Below are 23,334 nucleotides of genomic sequence, written 5' to 3'. Positions count from 1 at the left end.
CGGTGATTCGCCGCGTGGCCGGCCGCGTGCCGGTGTCCCTCCCTATCCTTTTTCCCCTTTTGCCGGCAGCCAATGGCACGGCGATTGCATCGTCGTGGTCAGGCAACGGATGCCCGCCATGCGCGGGCCGGACGGAACGGGATGAGCATATCGCTGGACAAGGCGCTCGGGATTCTGCCGGAGTCGGTGAACCTGCGTTCGCAGCGCATGGAGGTTCTGAGCTCGAACATCGCCAATGCCGACACCCCCGGCTACAAGGCGCGCGACCTGGATTTTCGCAGCCAGCTGGAGGCGGCTTCGGGTGATGGTGGCCAGCTTCAGCTCAGCCAGACCCGCGCGGGTCATCAGGATCCGGGGACGGCTGCCGCGGGCACCGGGGCCGAGCTCAAGTACCGCATCCCTTCGCAGCCGTCTCTGGACGGCAATACCGTGGATCCGCAGATGGAGCGGGCGGCGTTCGCCGAGAACTCGGTCAAGTACCAGAGCAGCCTCGAATTTCTCAATCGCCGGGTTTCCGGCATTCGCGATGCCTTCCGGGGCAATCGCTGAACCTGACGGGAGGCCACTGCCGTGAGTGATCTGTTCAATCTGTTCAATACCTCGGCTTCGGCGCTGACGGCACAGTCGGCGCGGCTGAATACGGTGTCTTCGAACCTGGCGAACGCCAACACGGCGGCCGGCAGCGCCGAGGAGGCCTATCGCGGGAAACACGTGCTGTTCCAGGCAGCGATGGACCAGGCCAGCCGCGACGGTACCGCGACGCCGGTGCGGGTGGCCGGGATCGAGGAGTCGGATGCCGAGCCGCAGATGCATTACGAGCCCCATCACCCGAAGGCAAACGACGATGGCTACATCTTTCGCCCGGCGGTCAGCGTGGTCGAGGAGATGGCCAACATGATGTCGGCCTCGCGCAATTACGAAGCCAACGTTGAAGTCATGGACACCACCCGCCAGTTGATGATGCGCACGCTGCAGATGGGCGGACAAGGCTAGGAGACCGGAAATGAACGGACTGACACCCGACATGCTGGAAGGGGCGGGGATTCGCACTGACCGCCAGGCCCAGCGAGACCGTCAGGAGAAGGAAGGCGGGCCGGATCAGCTGGGACAGGAGGACTTCCTCAAGCTGATGACGACCCAGCTGCAGAACCAGGACCCGTTCGAGCCGATGGAAAACGGGGACTTCATCGCGCAGATGGCGCAGTTCTCGAGCGTCACCGGGATCCAGCAGCTGAACGAGTCGTTCGAGGGCTTCGCCCAGTCGATGGGACAGAACCAGGCGGTGCAGGGCGCAAATCTGGTTGGCAAGGACGTGCTGGTGCCGGTGGAGTTCGGCCAGCTGGGCCCCGAGGGCGGCATGAGCGGCGCGTTCGAACTGGGGGCCTCGGCCGAGTCGGTGGAGGTCGAGATCATGAACGGGGCCGGCGAGCGCGTGCGGCGCATGAATCTCGGCGCGATGGGCGCCGGGCTGCAGGACTTCCAGTGGGATGGCCTGACCGACAACGGCCAGCGCGCGCCGGCCGGGGTCTACGAGGTCCGGGCGACCGCGCGCAGCGGGGAGCGCACCGAATCGCTGGAGACCTTTCTTAACCAGCGCGTGGACAGCGTCTCCATGGGCGGGGAGAAAAACGGCCTGGCACTGAATGTGCAAGGTGTGGGCGAGATCGATTTTTCGGACGTACGCCGGATTTCCGGCTGACGCCCGACACAAAAAACAACCGGAGGAACGGAACATGCCCTTCAACATCGGATTGAGCGGACTGAACTCGGCCCAGGCCGACCTGGACGTGACCGGCAACAACATCTCCAACTCGGGGACCACCGGGTTCAAGCAATCGCGTGCCGAATTCGGGGATGTCTATGCGCAGTCCTTCGGCGGGACCGCGCAGACCGCCACCGGTGCCGGGTCGCGCCTGCTGGCGGTGACCCAGCAGTTCACCCAGGGGCAGACCGAGTTCACCGAGAACGGCCTGGATCTGGCGATCGACGGGGAGGGGTTCTTCCAGCTCAATGACGGCGGCAACACGCTCTACTCGCGCGCCGGCGAGTTTCAGGTGGATCGCGAGGGCTTCCTGGTGAACAGCCAGGGCCAGAACCTGCAGGGATACATCGCCGAAGACGGTGATACCGATCCCGCCGATCTGGGTGGAACCCCGGACAACCTGCGGCTGCAGACCGGCGAGGGTTCGCCACAGGTGACTTCCCGGATCGATGCCCGGCTGAACCTGCAGTCCGATGCGCCGGTAATCGACGATGGCTTCGATACTGATGACGGCGTGGCCGTCCCCGACAGCTACAACTTTTCCACTTCGCTGACGGTGTACAACGGCCAAGGCGAGGCCCAGGACGCGGAGGTCTATTTCACCAAGACCGATGACAACGAGTGGGAGGTCAACGTCGCGGTCAACGGTGAAGTGGTCGAAGATGGGGATTTCCCCGCGCAGCTGCTTTTCGGTAGTAATGGTGAGCTGGTGGATGAAGATGGCGACCCTCCGGATGAGGAGGACGTAACCTTCTCTTTCTTTCCCGGCGGTAACTTCGAGGACGATGATGAGGTCTCTATCGTTTTCGATGGGACGACCCAGTACGGGTCCGACTTCGGTGTCAGCGATCTCAATCAGAACGGGTTTGCCCCGGGCACGCTGACCGACATCGATATCGACAACGAGGGCGTGGTGTTCGCCCGCTACAGCAACGGGCAGTCGGACGTGCTGGGCCAGGTGACGCTGGCCAACTTCGACAACCCGCAGGGCCTTGAGCAGCTGGGCAACAACAACTGGGCGGAGACCTTCGCCTCAGGCGGACCCACGGTGAACGCGCCGGGTGCGGGCGGTACCGGGCAGATCCAGGCCGGGGCCCTGGAGGCCTCCAACGTGGATATCGCGCAGGAGCTGGTGAACCTGATCACGGCCCAGCGCAACTTCCAGGCCAATTCCCAGACCATCTCCACGGCCGACACCGTGACCCAGACCATCATCAATATCCGCTAGGGCGGTAACCGGAGGATCCTGCGGGAGGCCGAACCATGGACCGTTTTCTCTACATCGCGATGTCGGGGGCCCGGGAGGTCGAGCACGCCCAGGCCGTCAACAATCACAACCTGGCGAACGCCAATACCGACGGCTTCCGGCAGGCACTTGCCACCGCGGACACCGTCCCGGTGCGCGGCCCGGTCTACGACACGCGCGATTACGTACAGGTGGGGAACGAGGCGGCCGACTTCTCTCGCGGGACGCTGCGCAGTACGGGGCGTGATCTGGACGTGGCCATCCAGGGCGAGGGCTTCATCGCCGTGCAGGGGCCGGACGGGCAGGAAGGCTACACCCGCGCCGGCAACCTGCAGGTGGACGGCTTCGGTCTGCTGCGCACCGCGGACGGGATGCAGGTGATGGGTGACGGCGGGCCGATCGCGATTCCGCCGGCGGAGAAGGTGGAGATCGGCACCGACGGGACCATCAGCGTCCGGCCCCAGGGCGCCCCGGCGGATGCCCTCGCGGCGGTGGAGCGCATCCGTCTGGTCAATCCGGATGTCGAGGATCTCGAACGGGGCGAGGACGGACTGTTCCGCCTGCCGGACGGTGAAGAGGCCGCGGCAGACGCGGACGTGACGCTGGTATCCGGCACGCTCGAGAGCAGCAACGTGAACACCGTCGAGGCGCTGACGCGGATGATCGAGCTGTCGCGAACCTTCGAGACCCAGATCAAGATGATGGACACCGCCAACACGCTGGAACAGAGCAGCAACCGGCTGCTCGGCATGGGCTGACCGGGATGATCCCGACGCGGCCCCGACTGACAGGAGAAACGCCATGAACCAGGCACTGTGGATCGCCAAGACCGGACTCGACGCGCAGGACACGCGCATGTCGACCGTGGCCAACAACCTGGCCAACTCGAGCACCACCGGCTTCAAGAAGGACCGGGCGGTATTCGAGGACCTGATCTACCAGACCGTGCGCCAGCCGGGCGCGCAGGCGACCCAGGATCAGCAGCTGCCTTCGGGCCTGCAGATCGGCACCGGCGTGCGCACGGTCAGCACCGAAAAGATGTTCGAACAGGGCAACCTGCAGCAGACCGAGAACTCGCTGGACGTCGCCATCGAGGGCGACGGTTTCTTCCAGGTGCTGATGCCCAACGGTGACATCGGCTACACCCGCGACGGCAGCTTCCAGGTGAATTCCGACGGCCAGGTGGTGATGTCCAACGGCTATCCGCTGCAGCCGGGCCTGTTCGTGCCGGATGATGCCGAGTCGATCGACATCGGCAAGGATGGCACCGTGACCGCGCGCATTACGGGGCAGGCCGAACCGGTGGACCTGGGGCAGATCCAGCTGGCGGACTTCGTGAACCCCGCCGGCCTGGAGGCGGTGGGCGAGAACATCTTCAAGGAGACCGCGGCCTCCGGGGTGGCGCAGCAGGCCAACCCCGGGCTCAACGGCGTAGGCACGGTGATCCAGGGCTCGCTGGAGACCTCCAACGTGAATATCGCCGAGGAGCTGGTGAACATGATCGAGACCCAGCGGGCCTACGAGGTCAACTCCAAGGCCATCTCCAGCGCCGACCAGTCGCTGCAGTTCATCAATCAGACCATCGGGTGATCGCATGAACCGCGCGACGCTGTCCCTCATCCGCTGGCTGGCTCCGCTGGCCCTGGTCCTGCTCGGCGGCTGCGCCAGCATGCCGCACGACACCACCCCCGGCGATGCGCCCGAGTATCACGCCGTGCAGCCGCCGGAACCGGTCCCGCAGGCCCAGAACAACGGCAGCATCTATCAGGCTTCGCATTCGCACGGCCTGTTTACCGATCCCAAGGCTGCCCGGGTCGGCGACATCCTGACCGTGGTCCTGGCAGAGAGCACCGACGCGCAGAAATCGTCGTCCACCAGCACCAGCAAGGATTCGGACCTGGATCTGGGCAATCTCGAGGCCTTTGGCGGCGAGGCGACCCGCAGCGGGCGGCCGCTGTTCGGGGTGAGCAATAACAGCTCGCGCGGCTTCGACGGCGGCGGCGATTCGAGCCAGAGCAACCAGCTGGAGGGGGAGATCACGGTGACCGTGGCCGAGGTTCTGCCCAACGGCAACCTGGTGATCCAGGGCGAGAAATGGCTGGGCATCAACCAGGGCGAGGAATACGTGCGGCTGCGCGGGATCGTGCGGCCGCAGGACGTCAATGCCGACAACACGGTGCTGTCGGGACAGGTGGCCGACGCCCGGATTTCCTATGGCGGCAGCGGCTTCATTGCCGACAGCAACACCCCCGGGTGGATCACCCGTTTCTTCAACAGCCCGCTGTGGCCCTTTTAGGACGAGGTGGACATGAACGCACAAACGCGCAACGGGTTTCGTGAGGGGATCCGCGAACGGATGCGTCAGCTCGCGTGGCTGGCGGGCTCCGCCGGTTTCCTGGTGGCCCTCGGGCTGCAGGGTGCGGCCGCGCAGACCGCGATCCAGCAGCAGGCCATGGCACAGCAGCCGCACCACGGCGGTTCGGGCATCGTCGAGCGGGTGAAGGACCTGGCCAGCGTGTCCGGCGTGCGCGAGAACCAGCTGATTGGCTACGGCCTGGTGGTGGGGCTGGACGGCACCGGTGACCAGACGACCCAGACCCCGTTCACGGTGCAGAGCCTCAACAACATGCTGACCCAGCTCGGTCTGACCCCGGACGAGGGGGCCAACCCGCAGCTGCAGAATGCCGCGTCGGTGATGGTGACCGCGGACCTCCCGCCATTCGCCAAGCCGGGCCAGGAGATCGACGTAACGGTGTCGTCCATGGGCAATGCCGATTCGCTGCGCGGGGGCACCCTGCTGATGACCCCGCTGAAGGGCGCCGATGGCGAGACCTACGGCATTGCCCAGGGCAACCTGATCGTCGGCGGGTTCGATGCCGAGGGCGGCGACGGGTCCAGCATCACGGTCAACGTGCCGAGTGTCGGGCGCATCCCCAACGGGGCCACGGTGGAACGTGAGGTGCCGACCGCGTTCGCCTCCGGCGACACCGTGACCCTGGATCTCAACCGGCCCGATTTCACCACGGCCACGCGCCTGACGGAGACGGTCAACGAGACCTTCGGCGCGGGCACCGCTCGGGCGCTGGACGGTTCGTCGGTGCAGGTTCGGGCGCCGTCGGACCCCAGTCAGCGGGTCAGCTTCGTCGCGGAACTGGAAAACCTGCCGGTGGAGCGCGGCGAGGCCCCGGCCCGAGTGATCGTCAACTCGCGCACCGGCACCGTGGTGATCGGTTCCAGCGTGCAGGTATCGCCGGCCGCGGTGTCGCACGGCAGCCTCACGGTGACCATTACCGAATCGCCGGAAGTGGTGCAGCCGCTGCCGCTGGCCCCGGGCGAGACCGCGATCCAGCCGGAGACCGACATCGCGATCGAGGAGGAGAACAACCCGATGTTCCTGTTCGACGCGGGGACCTCGCTGGACGAGATCGTGCGTGCGGTGAACAACGTCGGCGCGGCACCCAGCGACCTGGTGGCCATCCTGCAGGCCCTGCGCGAGGCAGGCTCGCTGCGGGCGGAGCTGGTGGTGATCTGATGATCGGGCCGAGCGGAGAAAGCCGGATGCAGGCGCAGTCGGCGATGGCGTCCGATCCGTCGGGGCTGCACGAGCTTTCGCGAGCCGCGCGCGGCGGGGGGCGCGAGGGCATGGAGGCGGTGGCACGCGAGTTCGAGGCGATGCTGGTCGGCCAGATGCTCAAGCAGATGCGCGAGGCTTCGCTGGGCGACGGGATCTTCGAGAACGAACAGACCGAAATGTATCAGGAGATGTTCGACCAGGAGGTCGCGCGCTCCGTCAGTCAGGGTGAGGGTCTCGGGCTGCGCGAGGCGTTGATCCGTGACATGGAGCGCAATGCACCCACCGATCCCGAGGTCCTGCACGATCCGGAACGCCAGCAGAACCTCGAGGCGCCACGGCGCAACGAGAGCCTGACCCCCATGCGGCCGCGTGAGGACGGGGAACGGCCCGCGGCGCCTGCGGATGAGACGGATGCGTTGGATGGGGCGGGCCCCGGCGGGACGGCGGAACAGGCCGGGGCGGGCGATGCGCCGCGGTCGATGCCGGAGGCGGCCGGGGGAGCCCCGGTCGACTGGCCGCCGCGCAATCCGGACGAATTCCTGGAAAAGCTCGGGCCGGCGGCTGAACGGGCCGCGGCCGAGCTGGGTGTGGATGCATCGGTGCTGCTGGCGCAGAGCGCGCTGGAAACCGGCTGGGGGCAGCATGTGCCCAGCCGTACGGACGGCGAGCCCAGCTTCAACCTGTTCGGCATCAAGGCCGATCGTTCGTGGAGCGGGGAGTCGGTCTCGGTGGGTACCCTGGAGTACCGCGACGGTGTGGCGCAGCGCGAACAGGCGCGTTTCCGCGCCTATGACGATCCGGAACGCTCGTTCGCGGACTACGTCGACTTCATCCGTAGCAATCCGCGCTACGAGCGGGCCCTGCAGGCAGGCGACGACGCGACCTACGTGCGCGAGCTGCAGGCGGCGGGTTATGCCACCGATCCGCGCTATGCGGAAAAGATCCTGGATCTGCGTGACCGGGTGGCGCAGGCCCGCGAGCCGGTCCATGCTCAAGTCTCGGCCGGCGCGGCCGATAACCCGGTCGAGGGGTGAAGCATGCATAACACGGATCGCGTACAACAGGGTTCCCACCGGCCACGGAGGATGGCGTCATGAGTTCCCTCAACATCGGGACGTCCGGGCTGCTCGCCTATCAGCGGGCGATCAGCACCACCAGCAACAACATCGCCAATGCCTCCACCGAAGGCTACTCCCGGCAGTCGACCTCCCTGGCGAACCGGCCGCCGCAGTTCCTGGGCGGCAACTTCCAGGGGCAGGGGGTGCAGGTCGACAACATTCGCCGGATCTCCGACGAATTCGTGAACCGGCAGCTCACTGATGCGACTACCGCCGCCGCCGGCGCCGAGACCCGGGTGCAGATCGCCAACCGCATCGACAACCTGCTGGCGGACGAGGCCTCGGGGCTGCAGCCGGTGCTGCAGAGCTTCTTCGCCGCGGCCCAGGACGTCAGCAGCGACCCGACTTCCAGCGCCGCGCGTGAGGTGTTCCGCACCGAGGCGGAATCGCTGGTCGAACGCCTCGGCTCCATCGACAGCCGCCTGCAGGAGCAGCGCGACATCGTCAACAACCAGATCAAGACCGGGGTGCAGGAGGTCAACGACCTGGCCGAGTCGGTGGCCGACGTGAACCGTGCCATCGTCTCCGGCTCCACCCAGGGATCACCCAACGATCTGCTCGACCAGCGCGACCGCCTGGTCAATGAACTGGCGGAAAAGGTGGACGTGCGCACCGTGGAGCAGGATGACGGCGCGCTGAACGTGTTCGTCGGCAATGGCCAGTCCCTGGTATTGGGCGGAGATGCACGGGAGCTGCGCGCCGAGCCGCTGTCAGGGGCCCCCGACCAGCTGGATATCGGCGTGCCCAGCGGCGACGGCACCGCCAGTATCTCGCGGTTCATCCAGGGCGGCGAGCTGGGGGCCCTGCTGGAGACGCGCGGTGGCCTGATCGACGAGGCCCAGAACACCCTCGGCCAGATCGCCCATTCCCTGGGTGACAGCTTCAACCAGCAGAACCAGCTGGGTCTGGACCTCAACGGCGAGCAGGGCGGGCCGATCTTCTCACTGGGCGAGCCACAGGTGTGGGGTGTTGGGGACCCAAAGCCGGAAGCCAATCCCGAGGTGAGCATCGCCGATGCCTCGGCCCTGACCACCGACGGCTATCGTTTGCTTCCCCAGGGAGGCGGGGAATATCAGGTGCGGCGTGTCTCGGATAACTCCGTCGTAGACAGCCTGGATTCGGCAGATGGCGTCCACCAGGTGGAGGGGCTCGAAATCGATGTCAGTGATCTGGATGACACGGGTGAATGGTTGATCCAGCCGACCCGCAGCGGCGCCAGCCAGATGGAAGTCCTGATGCAGGACGGCGACGAGCTCGCCGCCGCAGCGGCCCTGCGGGCCCGGGAGGGCGACGAGAATCAGGGTGATGCCACGGTGAGCTCGATCGCGGCTACGGATCCGGATTCCGAGGCATTCGACGAAGATTTCGCCGGTGCCGACGAAGACGGGCTGACGCTGACCTACGAAGCCCCGCCGTCTGACGACGAACCTGGCACATTTACACGGGCGGATGACGATGAAATCGACACCGAGCTGCTGGACGACGGGGTGTACCGGGTCAGCGGCGACGGCTGGGAGATGGAGGTCCGCGGATCCCCGGAAGATGGCGATACGTTCCAGGTGTTCACCAACGAGAACCGCGAGGGTGACAACCGCAACATGCAGGCGATGAACGCGCTGGCCGAGGAGGACATCGTCGAGGGGCGGCGCAATTTCGGCGACGCCTACAACAGCCTGATCGCCAGCGTCGGCACGCAGACCCGTCAGGCGCAGGTGGCGGAGGAATCGGCCAGTGCCCAGCTCGATCAGGCGCGCGAGCAGCGCGAGGCGGTGTCCGGCGTGAACCTGGACGAGGAGGCGGCCGACCTGCTGCGTTATCAGCAGGCCTATCAGGCGTCGGCGCAGGTGATCCAGATCGGCAACAGCCTGTTCGACAGCCTGCTGGGCGCGGTGCGTGGCTGATGCCCCCGCACGCGGGCAGCAATGACAAGAAGCGGACGGGATGCCACGGCATCCGGGGATGAAACGATGCGTGTATCGACGACCCAGATCTTCCAGACCGGAATCGACCAGATCCAGCGCAATCAGGCGGAACTCAACCGCACGTCGCTGCAGCTGGGCTCGGGGGAGCGCATCCTGACGCCCTCCGATGATCCGAGCGGGGCGACCCAGACCAACCAGTTCGAGCGGATCATCAAGGCCACCGAGCAGTACCAGCGCAACATCGACAATACCCAGCCGCGGCTACAGCAGCAGGAATCCCTGATGCAGTCGGGAACCGATGCCCTGCAGCGGGCGCGCGAGCTGGTCATCGCCGGCAACAACGACAGCCAGACCGACGAGACCCGGCGCTACCAGGCGAACGAGCTGCGCCAGCTGCGCGACGAACTGTTCGAGATCGCCAATACCCGCGATCCCAACGGCGAGTACATCTTTGCCGGGACCAATTCGCTGGAGCAGCCGTTCAAGCAGGATGGCGAGGGGACGGTCCACTATGAGGGTGCCGAGGGCACCGGCAGCGTGCGTGAGGTCGAGATCTCGCCGACCCGTTCGGTGCCGATCGGCGACACCGGCGCGGATGTGTTCATGAACATCCCCGAAAACGACGGTCGGGCTACCGCTGAAGTCGAGGAGCGCGGCGAGGGCAGTTCCCTGGTGATCGACAAGGTGGAGATCTACGATGTCTCCGAGCAGAAGGACAACAGCGATAAGAAGTTCGCCATCGAGTTCTCGGTCGATAGTGGCGAGACCACCTACACAGTGCAAGAGAAGGATGAGGATGGTGAACCGGAGGGAGAGCCGCTCCTGGAGAATCAGCCCTTCGTCCCGGGAGAGTCCATCGATTTTGCCGGTCGCTCGGTGACGATCAGCGGGGATCCGGTCGACGGCGACGAGGTGGTTTCGCGTCCGGCCGAAAACAAGGACATTTTCTCCACGCTGGATGACATCATCGCCGCGCTGGAGGACGGCACCGGTACGCGGGAGAACCGGGCCAACCTGGCCACCGCCACCAATACGGCCCTGGCCGACATGGATGCGGCGCTGGAAAACTTCAACGAGGTCCGGGCCGACCTGGGCTCGCGGCTGAAGACCATGGACGACCAGACCGAGCTCAATGAGGACCGGCTGCTGGATCTGGAGACCGCCGTTTCGGAGATCCGCGATCTGGACTATGCCGAGGCCATCAGCCGCTTCAACCAGCAGCAGGTGGCGCTGCAGGCCGCGCAGCAGACCTACAGCGAGACCAGCCGGCTGTCGCTGTTCGATTTCATTTGACGCGCCGCGAGCCCGGGCCGATGATGCCGGCGGACCTTCCTCGAGATCCCTGACATGGCTCAACGTGATTCCTCCGGCAAGGGTGTGGCCGGCTCCACCGGCCGCCCGCCGCGCTATCTTCTGATCCTGCTCGGCCTGGCGATCATCTGGGCGGGCTTCTGGGGCTGGGTGCAGTTGCAGTCCGGCGAGCCGAAGTCCGTGGAACTGGATGTTGTGGAGCAGGAGGCGCTGGACGAGAAGCTGCAGGCCCTGGAACGTACGCGTGAACCGGCGCGGCCGCGCCCGGATGCGGATCGCGGCGAGGCCATCGTGGACCTGGACGATCCCGATGCCGAACCGCTGGTGCCCGAACTCTATGAAGAAGAGCCGGCTGCCCGGCGCATCTCGTTCTCCGAGCGCGAACTCAACGCCCTGATCGCCCGTGATCCGGACCTGGCCAACCGGGTGTCGGTGCGGCTGACGCCGGGGCAGGTCAGCACGCGCGTGCGCGTGGATGTCCCCGCGGACGTACCGCTGCTGGGCGGGCGCACACTGAACGTCAATTCCGGCGTGCATTTCGAGACCACCGAAGACGAAGGCGTGCGTGCGCGCCTGGTCGGGGTGAGCGTGGCCGGGATCCCGCTGCCGGATGCCTGGCTGGGCGGGCTGAAGGGCGAGGACCTGCTGGCTCTGGAACCGTTCCGGGGACTGGGCGCCGGGATCGAGTCGGTGGAGGTCGATGAGGGGGTGATGACCCTGCAGCTCGCCCCCTGACCCTTCCGGCCCGGACGAATCAGGCCCTGAAGGGTCAGGTGATGACGTCGGGGCTCCGGCGTCCGGTCAGCCCGGGGATATCGCCCAGTTCGCCGGCGGCGTCGATCAGCGGCCGCAGCACTTCCTGAGGATCCAGGCCGAGCCGCTCCGGGGCGGTCTCGTGCTGTTCGATGTACAGCCGCAGCGTTGCCCCCTCGGTGCCGGTGCCCGACAGCCGGAAGACGATGCGCGCACCGCTCTCGAACATCACCCGCAGGCCCTGACCTTCGGCCACCGATCCGTCCACCGGGTCGGTGTAGGCGAAGTCGTCGGCCGTGCGCACCGTCTGTCCGGCGAACGATTGCCCCGGCAGGGTGGCCAGCCGGTCGCGCACGCGATCCATCACCGCCTCGGCGTGTTCGCTGCGGATCCCCTCGTAATCGTGCCGGGTGTAGTAGTGCCGGCCGAAACGCTCCCAGTGCTCGCGCACGATGGTCTCCACCGACTGCCGGCGCACGGCGAGCAGGTTGAGCCAGAACAGGACCGCCCACAGGCCGTCCTTCTCGCGCACGTGGTCGGAACTGGTGCCGAAGCTCTCCTCGCCGCACAGGCGGATGCGCCCGTCATTCAGCAGGTTGCCGAAGAACTTCCAGCCGGTGGGCGTCTCGTAGCAGGGGATGCCCAGGGCCTCGGCCACGGTGTCCACCGCCTGGCTGGTGGGCATGCTGCGCGCCACCCCGCGCAGGCCATCGGCAAAGGCAGGGATGTGGTGGGCGTTGGCCGCCATGATGGCGAGACTGTCCGACGGGGTGACAAAGAAATGCCGCCCGAGGATCAGGTTGCGGTCCCCGTCGCCGTCGGAGGCGGCACCGAAGTCCGGGGCGTCGCGGCCGAACATCGCCTCGCGCAGCTGGCGCGCGTGGGCCAGGTTGGGGTCGGGGTGTCCGCCGCCGAAATCGCCCAGTGGTTCTGCCCGCAGGATGCTTTCCGGGGCCGCCCCCAGGCGGTCCACGAGCAGGGTTTCCGCATACGGGCCGGTCACCGCGTGCATGGCATCGAAGCGCAGTCGGAAGTCGCCGGCCAGCAGCTCGCGAATGGCGTGGAAATCGAACAGCTCGTCCATCAGATCCGCGTAGGCGGCGACCGGATCGACCACCTCCACGTCCATGCCGTTCAGGGTGGTCGCCTGCAGATGATCCAGATCCACGTGCACCGCTTCCTTCAGGATGCGGTAGTGGGTGATGGCCTGGCTGCGGGCGTGGATGGCGTCGGTGACCGCGGGCGGAGCCGGTCCGCCCGCTGCGGTGTTGAACTTGATGCCGAAGTCGCCTTCCGGTCCCCCGGGGTTGTGCGAGGCGGACAGGATCAGGGCCCCGGTGGCACCGCGGCTGCGGATGAGGTGGCTGGCGGCCGGCGTGGACAGCAGCCCGCCGCGCCCGACCACCACCCGGCCGACGCCGTTGGCGGCGGCCATGCGCAGGATGGTCTGGATCGCCTCGCGGTTGTGGAAACGGCCGTCCCCGCCCAGCACCAGTTCGGCCCCTTCCAGCGCGGGCTGGCTGTCGAATACGGCCTGGACGAAGTTCTCCAGGTAATGCGGCTGACGGAAGCGGGCGACGCGCTTGCGCAGGCCGGAGGTGCCGGGTTTCTGGTCTTCGAACGGATGGGTGGTGACGACGCTGATGTCCATGTGGTCCGCTGCTCCCTTGGCTTTGTTCCGACGTTAGCAGAAACCTCCGGGGGTGTCCGCCCCGGGCACGGGGTCGCCGGACGGTGCCGGCGCAGGGCTGTTAGACTTCGCCACCATGTTGCTGGACAGCCGTACCCCCGCGTATCTCCAGCCGCGGCCGGTGACCTTCGCCGCGTTGATGGAGCTCTACGAGGACAACTATCTGCAGTTGCGCCGCCTGTGTCCCGATCCCGCCGCCGTGGGCGGACGGGCCGTCTCGCGCGTGGACGGGGCCCTCGATCTCCATCTGGAGGTGCTGGAGCGCACCCGTTATACCACTACGCTGCGCCTGACCTACCGCTTCGGCGAAGGCGACCGGGTGCGCGAGCAGCCGGACGTGCGGGTGCGCATGTTCCACGACGCCCGCCAGGCCGAGGTGCTGGGGCGCTACTGCCGCAGCACCGGGGAAGACCGCATGATCGATACCCTCGCGGGCCAGCCGGGCCTGGGGTGTCGCTGGCGGCACAACCGTTTCCTGTACAAGTGGCTGCGCTACTGCCTGCGTCAGGGGCATCGTTTCGTGGCCGACGGCTCGGCGGCCCCGGCCGCGCCGGTCAGTGGCGAGACCCCGGAGGTCTGAGCGCCGCCCGGGTCATCCCGGGGAATAGTCCAGCGGCAGCGCGGTGCGGTCCAGCACCCGGCGCAGCACGAAGCTGGAGTGCACGCTGTCCACCCCCTCCAGCCTGGTGATGCGCCGCAGCAGGAATTCCTGATAGGCATCCATGTCCGGGACCACCACCTGCAGCATGTAGTCGGCCGCCTGGCCGGTGATCAGGTAGCAGCGTTGCACCTCGGGGTAGGTGGCGACCGTTTCCTCGAAATGGGCGAAACGTTCCGGGGTGTGCCGATCCATGCCGATATGGATCAGCGCGGTCAGTTCCAGCCCCAGACGCCGCCGGTCCAGCAGGGCCACGCGCTGCAGGATGATCCCCGCATTCTCCAGCGCGCGCACCCGGCGCAGGCAGGGCGAGGGACTGAGCCCCACGCGCTCGGCCAGCGCCTGGTTGGAGATGCCGGCGTCCTCCTGCAGGATCTCGAGGATGCGGCGGTCGTAGCGATCGAGGCGGTGCAGTTCGTTTTCCATGAGCCGAATCTTGCGCGCAAGCGTCATCCGGCGCAATCCCGTGGCGAAAAAGAAGCGGCATGGGGGTAATTCGCAATTCCCTGCGGCGAACTCTGCGTTATTCTGTTGTCCCAACAGGAAAGCCGTAAGCATCCGTATCAGGAGACAGATCGTCATGAGCTTCGATCACACCAAGTACGCCCCCTTCCCGCCGATCGACAAGTCGGACCGGCGCTGGCCCGCGCGCCGCACGACCGCGGCCCCGCGTTTCTGCGCGGTGGACCTGCGCGACGGCAACCAGGCGCTGGTGCACCCGATGAGCGTGGAGCAGAAGATGCGCTTCTTCGAGGTGCTCGTGGACATCGGGCTCAAGGAGATCGAGATCGGCTTTCCGGCCGCCTCGCAGATCGACTTCGACTTCACCCGCCGGCTGGTGGACGAGCAGCGCATCCCCGAGGGCGTGTACGTGCAGGTGCTGACGCAGGCGCGCGAGGACCTGATCGCCCGCACCTTCGAGGCGCTGGAGGGCGCGCCGCGCGCGGTGGTGCACGTGTACAACTCCACCAACCCGGCGCAGCGCGAGCAGGTCTTCCGCATGGACCGCGACGGCATCCGCGGCATCGCCGAGAACGGCGCGCGCTGGGTGCGCGACTATGCGGCGAAGTACCCGCAGACCGACTGGATCTTCCAGTACTCGCCGGAGAGCTTCTCCACCACCGAGCTGGACTACGCCGTCGAGGTGGTCGACGCGGTGACGGCGATCTGGCGTCCGGATCAGGGCCAGAAGGTGGTCATCAACCTGCCGGCCACGGTGGAGTCGGCCACGCCCAACGTGTTCGCCGACCAGGTGGAATGGTTCTGCGATCACGTGCAGCACCGCGAACATATCTGCGTGTCGCTGCACACGCATAACGATCGCGGCACCGGCGTGGCCGCGGCCGAGCTGGGTCTGCTGGCCGGGGCCGACCGGCTGGAGGGCACGCTGTTCGGCAATGGCGAGCGCACCGGCAACATGGACCTGGTCACCGTCGGCATGAACCTGTATTCGCAGGGCATCGACCCGACCATCGACCTGTCCGACATGGAGCGGTTGATGGAGGTGTACAAGGAATGCACCGACATGCCGATCCATCCGCGCCATCCCTGGGCGGGCGAGCTGGTGTACACCGCGTTCTCCGGCAGCCATCAGGACGCGATCCGCAAGGGTCTGGCGCATTACCGCGAGCATGGCGGCCACTGGAACGTGCCCTACCTGCCGATCGACCCGGGCGACCTGGGGCGGCGCTACGAAGAGGTGGTGCGCATCAACTCGCAGTCCGGCAAGGGCGGGGTGACCCACGTGCTGGAGCGCGACTACGGCATCGAGCTGCCGCGCTGGCTGGCGGTGGAGTTCGCCCGCATCGTGCAGCAGGACGCCGAGACTTCCGGCGAGGAAGTGACCTCGCAGCGCATCCACGAGCTGTTCGAGAAGCACTACCTGGCGCCGGTGCCGGGCTGGGATCTGGTGCGCTACGAAATGGAGAAGGAAGGGCCGGTGGTGCGCCTGGATGCCACCGTGGGCCCGCCCGGACAGGAGACCCGCCTGAACGGGGCCGGTCACGGCGCGGTCGAGGCGCTGGCCGAGGCGCTGCACGCCAGCCGCAGCGTGGAGGTGCGCGTCAGTCATTTCGACGAGCACGCGGTGGAGGCCGGGACCGAGGCGCGCGCGATGGCCGCGGTGGATGTCTCGGTGGACGGCGAGCGCTCGGTGGGCGTGGCCCTGGGCGAGGACACCACCGCCGCGACCCTGCAGGCGGTCCTGAACGCCGCCGGCCGGCGCCTGGGCAACGAGGCCCCGCGCATACCGGATGCGGTGATGGCCGCGGCCAGCGCCTGACCGCCCGGCGCAGACGGCCCGAGCGATCGTGGCGCCGCGGTCGCAGGGGCTTCATGGCGGACCCCGTGTCGCACGAGCGGCACGGGGTTTTTTGGTGATCTGGCGCCTGTGTTCCGGTGAGTGGTCTACCTTCGATGAAGCGGCCGAGGGCCGCGCAACGGCGGGAGGTGGAACATGAAACGGTGGATTCTGTTTTTGCTGCTGCTGGGCTGGACTCCCGGCCTGATGGCTTCGCCACCGGATGCGACGCAGGAACCGGAGCTCGATCGCGAAACGCTTCAGCAGATGGTGCGGCACAGCGCCGAGGTGTTCCGGATCGAGGACGGGGTGAGCGTCGAGGAGGCGGTGGAGTCGATGCAGTTGCGGGCCAATCTGCGCAACTTTCAGGAAGTGGCGAACCTGCCGCTTTCCGAGCAGGTGACGGCCATGGGCGGCGAGGGCAACTACATGCGCATACTGGCGTTCTGTGATGCCCTGATCGCCAATCAAATGGTGCAGCACGACATCATCTTCGCCAGTTTCCTGCCGTGTCGCATCGCGGTGGTGGAGGACGACGAGGGCCAGGGCTGGATCGTGACCACCAACATGGACATGATGCTGCATGCCACGGATCTGCCCGAGGATCTGGAAGAGGTCGCGCGCGAGGTGAGAGACACCATCTACAGCATCGTCGAAGCCGGCCGCACCGGCGATTTCTGAGCATGAGTCGACGGCCACGGCGGGGTGCGCGTTGCCCCGCCGTGGCGTAATGTGGCGTTCATGCTTTTTCTCTACACTCCCCGCCGCGATGAGCAAGGCGGCTCCCAGGGAAACACTGATCCATGTACACGCTTGCGTTGGCACCCCGGGTTTTCCGAGACAAGGCGCGGTGCGCAGCCGGTAGTGGTTCTACCGGCAAGGGCCGCAACGCAGGATCGGGGAACCCGGGGTGCCAACCCCCACAAGTTATTGAATGCAGGGGCTCGGCCGCCCGTTGTTATCGAAAACGGGCGCGCGCACGGCGTTGCGGCTCCCTTGTGCAGAATGACTGCACGGCGGTCACCGCGCCTTGTCCGCACGCAAAAGCGACTCGAGCGCGAGCGTGTACATGAATCAGCGTTTCCCTGGTCCGGATCCTGACGCTTCGCCGGTCCTCGGCGTGGGCGCCTACGCGCGCATCACCGCGAACTACTGGGCGTTCACCATCACCGATGGCGCAATCCGCATGCTGGTCGTGCTGTTCTTCCACCAGCTGGGCTACAGCCCGCTGGAGATCGCCTTCCTGTTCCTGTTCTACGAGCTGTTCGGGGTGGTCACCAATCTGACGGGCGGCTGGCTGGCCGCGCGGCTGGGGGTGAACACCACGATGATCGGCGGGACGCTATTGCAGGTCGCCGCGCTGTTGATGCTCACGGTGCCCGAGGCGTGGCTGGGCGTGGCGTACGTGATGTTCGCGCAGGCCCTGTCGGGGATCGCCAAGGACCTGAACAAGATGAGCGCGAAATCCGGCGTGAAGCTGGTCGCCGGCGACGGCGAAGGGCGTCTGTTTCGCTGGGTCGCGGTGCTCACCGGCTCCAAGAACGCACTGAAGGGGGTCGGTTTCTTCGTCGGTGGGGCGCTGCTGTACTCGGTCGGATTCCAGATGGCGCTGGTGGTCCTGGCCGGGATGCTCGCCGTGGTGATGCTGTTCTCGGTGGTCGGGCTGCCGCGTGGCCTTGGCAAGGTCGGCGGCAAGCCGAAGTTCACCCGGATGTTCTCGAACTCCACCGCGATCAACGTGCTCTCGGCCGCGCGCTTTTTCCTGTTTGGCGCGCGCGATGTCTGGTTCGTGGTCGCCCTGCCGGTGTTCCTGAGCGCGACGCTGGACTGGAACCACATGCAGGTGGGGGCGTTTCTGGCACTGTGGGTGATCGGTTACGGGATCGTGCAGGCCTCGGTGCCGCGCCTGCTGGGCCGGGGCGGGCTGCACCCGACCGGGATGACCGCGCGGCTCTGGGCCTTCATCCTGATGCTGCTGCCCATCGGCATCGTGATCGGCCTGGAGACGGGCCTGGATCCGGCCTGGGTGCTGATGGTCGGGCTGGGCGTGTTCGGCGTGGTGTTCGCCATCAACTCTGCCGTGCACTCGTTCCTGATCCTCGACTACGCCGAGGCCGACCGGGTCGCGATGAAGGTCGGCTTCTACTACATGGCCAATGCCGGGGGGCGTCTGGTCGGAACCGTCGCCTCCGGCGCGATCTTCATGCTCTGGGGGCTGGAGGGGGCGCTGGTGGCTTCCACGCTGTTTGTCTTTGCCGCCTGGATGATCTCCTCGGCGCTGCCGCGCGAGGCCCTGCACGCCTGAGCGAATCCCCGTGCCGGTCACGGTATGCCTCTGGTACGCTCACAGCTGTCGTGGGATCCTGCACTGTCAATATCCATTCGAAGGGGAAGCGGGTGGCCGATCGTCCCAGCTACATGCCGTATGGCGGTCTCCCGGTGTCGCTGCCGCGCCCTTCCCCGTGGACGGCCGAGTTCCCGGACCGGGAGCTGGAAGGACGTTTTCGCAGCGAGCGTTCGCGCGGGATGCGGGGGACGTTCCTGGTAGTCCTCGCGCTGATACTGGCCATGCTGGGGGCGCTGGTCTCGCTGGATCTGTCGCGCCTGGAGGCCGAATGGCTTTCGCTCGCGCTGGGGCTGCGAGGGATCTTCGCGGTGATGCTCGTGGCGGCGGCGGTGAGTGTCTGGCGCTGGCCGGAACGCTTGCTCACCGTCGCCCCGCTGACCGGCATTGGCGTGACGCTTCTGACCCTCGCGCTGACCTTTGTCTATGGACTGGAACACTCGAATCCGGCGCTGGACGTCAGCCAGTTCGCGTTTGTCGGGGTGGTGTTCGTGCTGTTGCTGCCGAACACCGGTCGCTGGCGCTGGGGACTCACCGTGGTGCTGTTGCTGGCCACTTGGGGCGTGGTGCTTGGCAGTGCTGCCGGCGCCGAGGAAGCGGAGGCCCGACTGGCGGGGCTGTTTGTCTCCTTCGTGCTGCTTGCGCTGCTGGCCATCGCGCATCGCGAAGATACATTGCGCCACTGGCAGTTTGCGGCCATGGACCGGCTGGTGCGGATGTCCACCACGGATCCGCTGACCGGCGTGGCCAACCGGCGCGGATTCTTCGATGCCGCCGAGGCGGCCCGCCATCGCACGCGTCTGGAGGAGGAGCCGCTGACGGTCGTGCTGCTGGATCTGGACCACTTCAAGGGTGTGAACGATCGCCACGGTCATGCCGTCGGTGACGAGGTCCTGCGTCGGGTGGCGCGGGTGCTGGGCGATGCCCTGAAGCCCGGCGAGACCCTGGCCCGACTGGGCGGGGAGGAGTTCGGGGTGCTGCTGCCCGGCGTGCCGCTGGAACGGGCGGAGAAGCGCGCGCAGGGCCTGCGTTCCGAGGTCGAGGCCCTTTGCGTACAGAGCGGGAATGCGGTGGTGCGCATGACCGCGAGCGTGGGGGTGGCCGCCTGGATGCCGGAGGAATCGATCGATGCCGTTCTGGCCCGGGCGGACCTGGGTATGTACGAAGCCAAGGCCGAAGGGCGCAACTGTGTGCGCGTGCAGGCCGACGACGCCGCCTGAGCGGCGAGAATTCAGGTCTGCGTCGCGCCTTCCAGTTCCTCGATGACGGCCTGTAGGGCACGCGAGCGGTAGCGTCCGGCGTAGCGTACCCAGCCGAGGGAACGGACAACCGGGGGCCCCGGCCAGTCGAGCACCGCGAGATCGTCGGTGGCCATGTCGCGTGGCAGGAAGCCGATGCCGAGACCCGCGGCGATCATCATGCGGATCACCTCCAGATAGGGACTCTCCTGGGCGGCGGCCGGGCGCAGCTCCGTCGTGGCCAGGGCCTGTTCGATCCGCCGACGGGTGGTGGAATCCGCCGGGGGAAGGATGGCCGGCCAGTCCCGCAGGCGCGTGAGGGTGTCGCCGGGCGCTCGGACAGCCTGCGTGCGGGCGATCATGGGCACCAGTTCGTCGGTCCACACGGTCCGGGCCTCGATTCCGTCGGGCAGCGACTCGGGCAGCGTGGCGAGGGCCAGATCGGCGTCGCCGTGCAGCACGGCCTGGATACCCGCCTCGGAGTCCATGAATGCCAGCTCGAGTTCGAGTTCCGGGTAGCGCCCGCGCAGCGCGGCCAGCGGGTCGGGCAGGCGGTGCAGCGCGATGTGATGGGAGGTGGTCAGGCGGATGCGACCGCGTACCACGGTGTCCAGATCCGCGATCTGCTGCTCGATCGCCCGCAGCCGGGCGAGGATCTCGCGGGCCTCGGGCAGCAGGCGTTCGGCGACTTCGGTCGGGCGCACGCGGCGTCCCCGACGTTCGAACAGGGGGCGTTCCAGGGTGGTCTCGAGTGAGTGGATGCGCTTGCTGATCGCTGGTTGCGTCAGGTGCAGACGTTCGGCTGCCGCGGAGAACGCACCCGTGTCGACCACCGCGACGAAGGCCTGCAGGGACTCAACACTCAGTTGCTCCGGGCGCATGCCTGTCTCTCCGGGGGCCGCGTGCGATAATGGCCGATTCGATGGCGGAATCCGGCTCGTCTGCCGCCGATTGATAACTGTATGGAATGATACGGATAAGAAATCGGATTTGAAAGAATAGAAGAGCGGCCGCAGACTCTGCTTAAACGGTTGTCCTGAAATGACGTCATTGCGCCGCGTGGCCAGTGGCACCGTCATTGCGAGGCCCCGCAGGGGCCGTGGCAACCTCCGTCCGGAACCACCGGGACCGGACACTGGCGCTCTGCCAGCTTTCGGAGGTTGCCGCGTCGCCTTCGGCTCCTCGCAATGACGGTGCGTGTTGGGGCGCTGTGCAAGGGCGGGCCTTTATGGCGCCGGTGGATCGCCGGCGGTGGGGCGCAAGAACGACAGAACGCGGCGCGGCCGCGGGAGTGAGAAATGGCAGGCAAGACCCTGTACGACAAGTTGTGGGAGGCGCATGTGGTGCGCGAAGAGCCGGACGGCTCGACGCTGCTCTACATCGACCGCCACCTGGTGCACGAGGTGACCAGTCCGCAGGCCTTCGAGGGTCTGCGCCTGGCCGGGCGCAAGCCGTGGCGCGGGGATTCCGTGCTGGCGGTGCCGGACCACAACGTGCCCACCACCAACCGCGATGCCGGGATCGAGGATCCGGTCTCGCGCACTCAGGTGGAGACGCTGGAGAGCAACGTGTCCGGCTTCGGGCTGAAGTTCTTCCCGATGGCCGACGTGCGCCAGGGCATCGTGCACGTGATCGGGCCGGAGCAGGGCGCGACCCTGCCGGGCATGACCGTGGTCTGCGGCGACTCGCATACCTCTACTCACGGCGCGCTGGGCGCGCTGGCCTTCGGTATCGGCACCTCCGAGGTGGAACACGTGCTGGCCACCCAGTGCCTGTGGCAGAAAAAGACGAAGGCCATGCAGATCCGCGTGGAGGGCGAGCTGCGCCCGGGCGTGACCGCCAAGGATATCGTGCTGGCGATCATCGGCCGTATCGGCACCGCGGGCGGCACCGGCTACGCGATCGAGTTCGCCGGCTCGGCGATCCGCAGCCTGTCGATCGAGGGCCGCATGAGCATCTGCAACATGTCCATCGAGGCCGGGGCCCGCGCGGGCATGGTCGCGGTGGACGAGAAGACCATCGAGTACGTGCGCAACAAGCCGCAGGCGCCGACCGGCGAGATGTTCGAGCGGGCCGCCGAGTACTGGCGTACGCTGGTTTCCGATCCGGATGCCGAGTTCGACGCGGTGGTGGAGCTCGACGCGGCCGAGATTGCCCCGCAGGTGAGCTGGGGCACCTCGCCGGAGATGGTCGCGCCGATCGATGGCCGGGTGCCGGATCCGGCGGCCGAGTCCGATGCGGTGCGCGCCGAAGGCATGCAGCGCGCCCTGGAATACATGGACCTGAAGCCGGGCACGCCGATCACCGAGATCCGCCCGGACAAGGTGTTCATCGGCTCCTGCACCAACTCGCGCATCGAGGACCTGCGCGCCGCCGCCGAGGTGGTGAAGGGTCGCAGGAAGGCCGACAACATCAAGCTGGCAATGGTGGTGCCGGGCTCCGGGCTGGTGAAACAGCAGGCGGAACAGGAAGGGCTGGACCGGATCTTCCTGGATGCCGGCTTCGAGTGGCGCGAGCCGGGCTGCTCGATGTGTCTGGCGATGAACGCCGACCGGCTGGAGCCGGGCGAGCGCTGCGCCTCGACCTCGAATCGCAACTTCGAGGGCCGCCAGGGGCAGGGCGGGCGTACCCACCTGGTCAGCCCCGCGCTGGCGGCCGCGGCGGCCGTCGCCGGGCATTTCATCGAACCGTCGAAGCTGGAGGGCTGAGCGATGCAGGCCTTTACCGTGCACAAGGGGATCGTCGCGCCGCTGGATCGCTCCAATGTCGATACCGACGCGATCATCCCCAAGCAGTACCTGAAGTCGGTGAAGCGCACCGGCTTCGGCCCCAACGCGTTCGACGACTGGCGCTACCTGGACCCGGGCGAGCCGGGCATGGACCACTCGCAGCGCCGGCCGAACCCCGACTTCGTGCTCAACCGGCCGCCGTATGACCGGGCGACTATTCTGCTGGCGCGCAAGAACTTCGGCTGCGGCTCCTCGCGCGAGCACGCGGTGTGGGCGCTGACCGATTTCGGCTTTCGCGCGGTGATCGCGCCGTCGTTCGCCGACATCTTCTTCTCCAACAGCTGCAAGAACGGGCTGCTGCCGGTGGTGCTGGCCGAGGACGAGGTGCAGAGCCTGTTCGAGCAGGTGGAGGCGAATCCGGGTGCGCAGGTGGAGGTCAACCTGGAAGAGATGACCGTAACGGCGCCGGACGGTACGGTGTTTCGTTTCACGCTCGACGAGGACCGGCGCCACCGCCTGCTGAACGGGCTGGACGACATTGCCCTGACCCTGCAGTTCGCGGACGATATTCGTGCCTATGAAGAACACCTGCGGCAGGAACGCCCGTGGATGGTGGAATAACGGCCTGGCCGACCGGGCGCCGGGGCCGAACCCGTCATTGCGAGGCCCCGAAAGGGGCCGTGGCAACCT

22 protein-coding genes are annotated in these 23,334 nt (G+C 67.1%); 19 read left to right on the top strand and 3 right to left on the bottom strand.

What is annotated here, in order from left to right:
- Window positions 1-141 precede the first annotated feature (141 nt).
- From flgB to F790_RS0112030, 12 genes are all read left to right on the top strand, one after another.
- Window positions 142-549: a flagellar basal body rod protein FlgB gene (gene flgB, locus F790_RS0112085; RefSeq protein WP_019591816.1), complete on the top strand. Its 408-nt coding sequence runs from the start codon at window positions 142-144 to the stop codon at window positions 547-549.
- Between the two features lie 21 nt (window positions 550-570).
- Window positions 571-993: a flagellar basal body rod protein FlgC gene (gene flgC, locus F790_RS0112080; RefSeq protein WP_019570794.1), complete on the top strand. Its 423-nt coding sequence runs from the start codon at window positions 571-573 to the stop codon at window positions 991-993.
- A gap of 10 nt (window positions 994-1,003) precedes the next feature.
- Window positions 1,004-1,699 (top strand): flagellar hook assembly protein FlgD, encoded by a 696-nt coding sequence (locus F790_RS0112075; RefSeq protein ID WP_019570795.1) that lies wholly within the window; start codon window positions 1,004-1,006, stop codon window positions 1,697-1,699.
- A 34-nt stretch (window positions 1,700-1,733) separates the two neighbouring features.
- On the top strand, window positions 1,734-2,990 hold the full coding sequence (gene flgE, locus F790_RS0112070) for a flagellar hook protein FlgE (protein WP_019022252.1): 1,257 nt from the start codon (window positions 1,734-1,736) through the stop codon (window positions 2,988-2,990).
- A gap of 35 nt (window positions 2,991-3,025) precedes the next feature.
- A complete protein-coding gene (gene flgF / locus F790_RS0112065) occupies window positions 3,026-3,766 on the top strand; it encodes a flagellar basal-body rod protein FlgF (RefSeq protein ID WP_019591815.1) in 741 nt (246 codons plus the stop codon).
- Between the two features lie 43 nt (window positions 3,767-3,809).
- Window positions 3,810-4,598, top strand: a complete 789-nt coding sequence (gene flgG, locus F790_RS0112060; RefSeq protein WP_019022250.1) for a flagellar basal-body rod protein FlgG — start codon at window positions 3,810-3,812, stop codon at window positions 4,596-4,598.
- Between the two features lie 4 nt (window positions 4,599-4,602).
- Window positions 4,603-5,304 (top strand): flagellar basal body L-ring protein FlgH, encoded by a 702-nt coding sequence (flgH, locus tag F790_RS0112055; RefSeq protein ID WP_019591814.1) that lies wholly within the window; start codon window positions 4,603-4,605, stop codon window positions 5,302-5,304.
- Window positions 5,305-5,364: 60 nt separating this feature from the next.
- Entirely contained in the window at window positions 5,365-6,540 is a 1,176-nt protein-coding gene (locus F790_RS0112050; RefSeq protein ID WP_026332949.1) for a flagellar basal body P-ring protein FlgI, read from the top strand.
- A complete protein-coding gene (flgJ, locus tag F790_RS0112045; RefSeq protein WP_019591812.1) occupies window positions 6,540-7,616 on the top strand; it encodes a flagellar assembly peptidoglycan hydrolase FlgJ in 1,077 nt (358 codons plus the stop codon). The genes F790_RS0112050 and flgJ overlap by 1 nt, the downstream gene beginning before the upstream one ends.
- 59 nt (window positions 7,617-7,675) lie before the next feature.
- Entirely contained in the window at window positions 7,676-9,601 is a 1,926-nt protein-coding gene (gene flgK / locus F790_RS0112040) for a flagellar hook-associated protein FlgK (RefSeq protein WP_019591811.1), read from the top strand.
- A 66-nt stretch (window positions 9,602-9,667) separates the two neighbouring features.
- Window positions 9,668-10,915, top strand: coding sequence for a flagellar hook-associated protein FlgL (gene flgL, locus F790_RS0112035; RefSeq protein ID WP_019591810.1), 1,248 nt, complete (start codon window positions 9,668-9,670; stop codon window positions 10,913-10,915).
- Window positions 10,916-10,969: 54 nt separating this feature from the next.
- Complete coding sequence (locus tag F790_RS0112030) at window positions 10,970-11,668, top strand: hypothetical protein (protein ID WP_019591809.1); 699 nt, start codon at window positions 10,970-10,972, stop codon at window positions 11,666-11,668.
- Window positions 11,669-11,702: 34 nt separating this feature from the next.
- Here the strand turns inward: F790_RS0112030 and F790_RS0112025 are convergent, their stop codons facing one another.
- Window positions 11,703-13,337, bottom strand: a complete 1,635-nt coding sequence (locus F790_RS0112025) for an alpha-D-glucose phosphate-specific phosphoglucomutase (protein WP_019591808.1) — start codon at window positions 13,335-13,337, stop codon at window positions 11,703-11,705.
- 115 nt (window positions 13,338-13,452) lie between these two features.
- On the opposite strand from F790_RS0112025, the gene F790_RS0112020 reads away from it, so the two are divergent.
- A complete protein-coding gene (locus F790_RS0112020) occupies window positions 13,453-13,956 on the top strand; it encodes a DUF1249 domain-containing protein (RefSeq protein WP_018871210.1) in 504 nt (167 codons plus the stop codon).
- Between the two features lie 12 nt (window positions 13,957-13,968).
- On the opposite strand, the gene F790_RS0112015 is transcribed toward F790_RS0112020, so the two are convergent.
- Entirely contained in the window at window positions 13,969-14,460 is a 492-nt protein-coding gene (locus F790_RS0112015; RefSeq protein ID WP_019022242.1) for an Lrp/AsnC family transcriptional regulator, read from the bottom strand.
- A 154-nt stretch (window positions 14,461-14,614) separates the two neighbouring features.
- Between F790_RS0112015 and F790_RS0112010 the strand changes: the two genes are divergently transcribed.
- From F790_RS0112010 to F790_RS0111995, 4 genes are all read left to right on the top strand, one after another.
- Entirely contained in the window at window positions 14,615-16,315 is a 1,701-nt protein-coding gene (locus tag F790_RS0112010) for a 2-isopropylmalate synthase (protein ID WP_019591807.1), read from the top strand.
- Window positions 16,316-16,489: 174 nt separating this feature from the next.
- The gene (locus F790_RS0112005) at window positions 16,490-17,014 is read left to right on the top strand and encodes a DUF302 domain-containing protein (protein ID WP_019022240.1); all 525 of its coding nucleotides are present in this window, start codon (window positions 16,490-16,492) and stop codon (window positions 17,012-17,014) included.
- 388 nt (window positions 17,015-17,402) lie between these two features.
- Entirely contained in the window at window positions 17,403-18,638 is a 1,236-nt protein-coding gene (gene arsJ, locus F790_RS0112000; RefSeq protein WP_019591806.1) for an organoarsenical effux MFS transporter ArsJ, read from the top strand.
- Window positions 18,639-18,730: 92 nt separating this feature from the next.
- Window positions 18,731-19,897: a GGDEF domain-containing protein gene (locus F790_RS0111995; RefSeq protein ID WP_019591805.1), complete on the top strand. Its 1,167-nt coding sequence runs from the start codon at window positions 18,731-18,733 to the stop codon at window positions 19,895-19,897.
- 11 nt (window positions 19,898-19,908) lie between these two features.
- On the opposite strand, the gene F790_RS0111990 is transcribed toward F790_RS0111995, so the two are convergent.
- Window positions 19,909-20,796, bottom strand: a complete 888-nt coding sequence (locus F790_RS0111990) for a LysR family transcriptional regulator (RefSeq protein ID WP_019591804.1) — start codon at window positions 20,794-20,796, stop codon at window positions 19,909-19,911.
- A 417-nt stretch (window positions 20,797-21,213) separates the two neighbouring features.
- On the opposite strand from F790_RS0111990, the gene leuC reads away from it, so the two are divergent.
- Both leuC and leuD read left to right on the top strand, forming a co-directional pair.
- Window positions 21,214-22,623: a 3-isopropylmalate dehydratase large subunit gene (leuC, locus tag F790_RS0111985; RefSeq protein WP_019570811.1), complete on the top strand. Its 1,410-nt coding sequence runs from the start codon at window positions 21,214-21,216 to the stop codon at window positions 22,621-22,623.
- A gap of 3 nt (window positions 22,624-22,626) precedes the next feature.
- Window positions 22,627-23,265 (top strand): 3-isopropylmalate dehydratase small subunit, encoded by a 639-nt coding sequence (gene leuD / locus F790_RS0111980; protein ID WP_019591803.1) that lies wholly within the window; start codon window positions 22,627-22,629, stop codon window positions 23,263-23,265.
- Window positions 23,266-23,334: the final 69 nt, after the last annotated feature.

The sequence above is a fragment of the Thioalkalivibrio sp. ALE20 genome (assembly GCF_000381405.1).
GTDB lineage: Bacteria > Pseudomonadota > Gammaproteobacteria > Ectothiorhodospirales > Ectothiorhodospiraceae > Thioalkalivibrio.
This window is presented reverse-complemented; position numbering and strand designations above follow the sequence as displayed.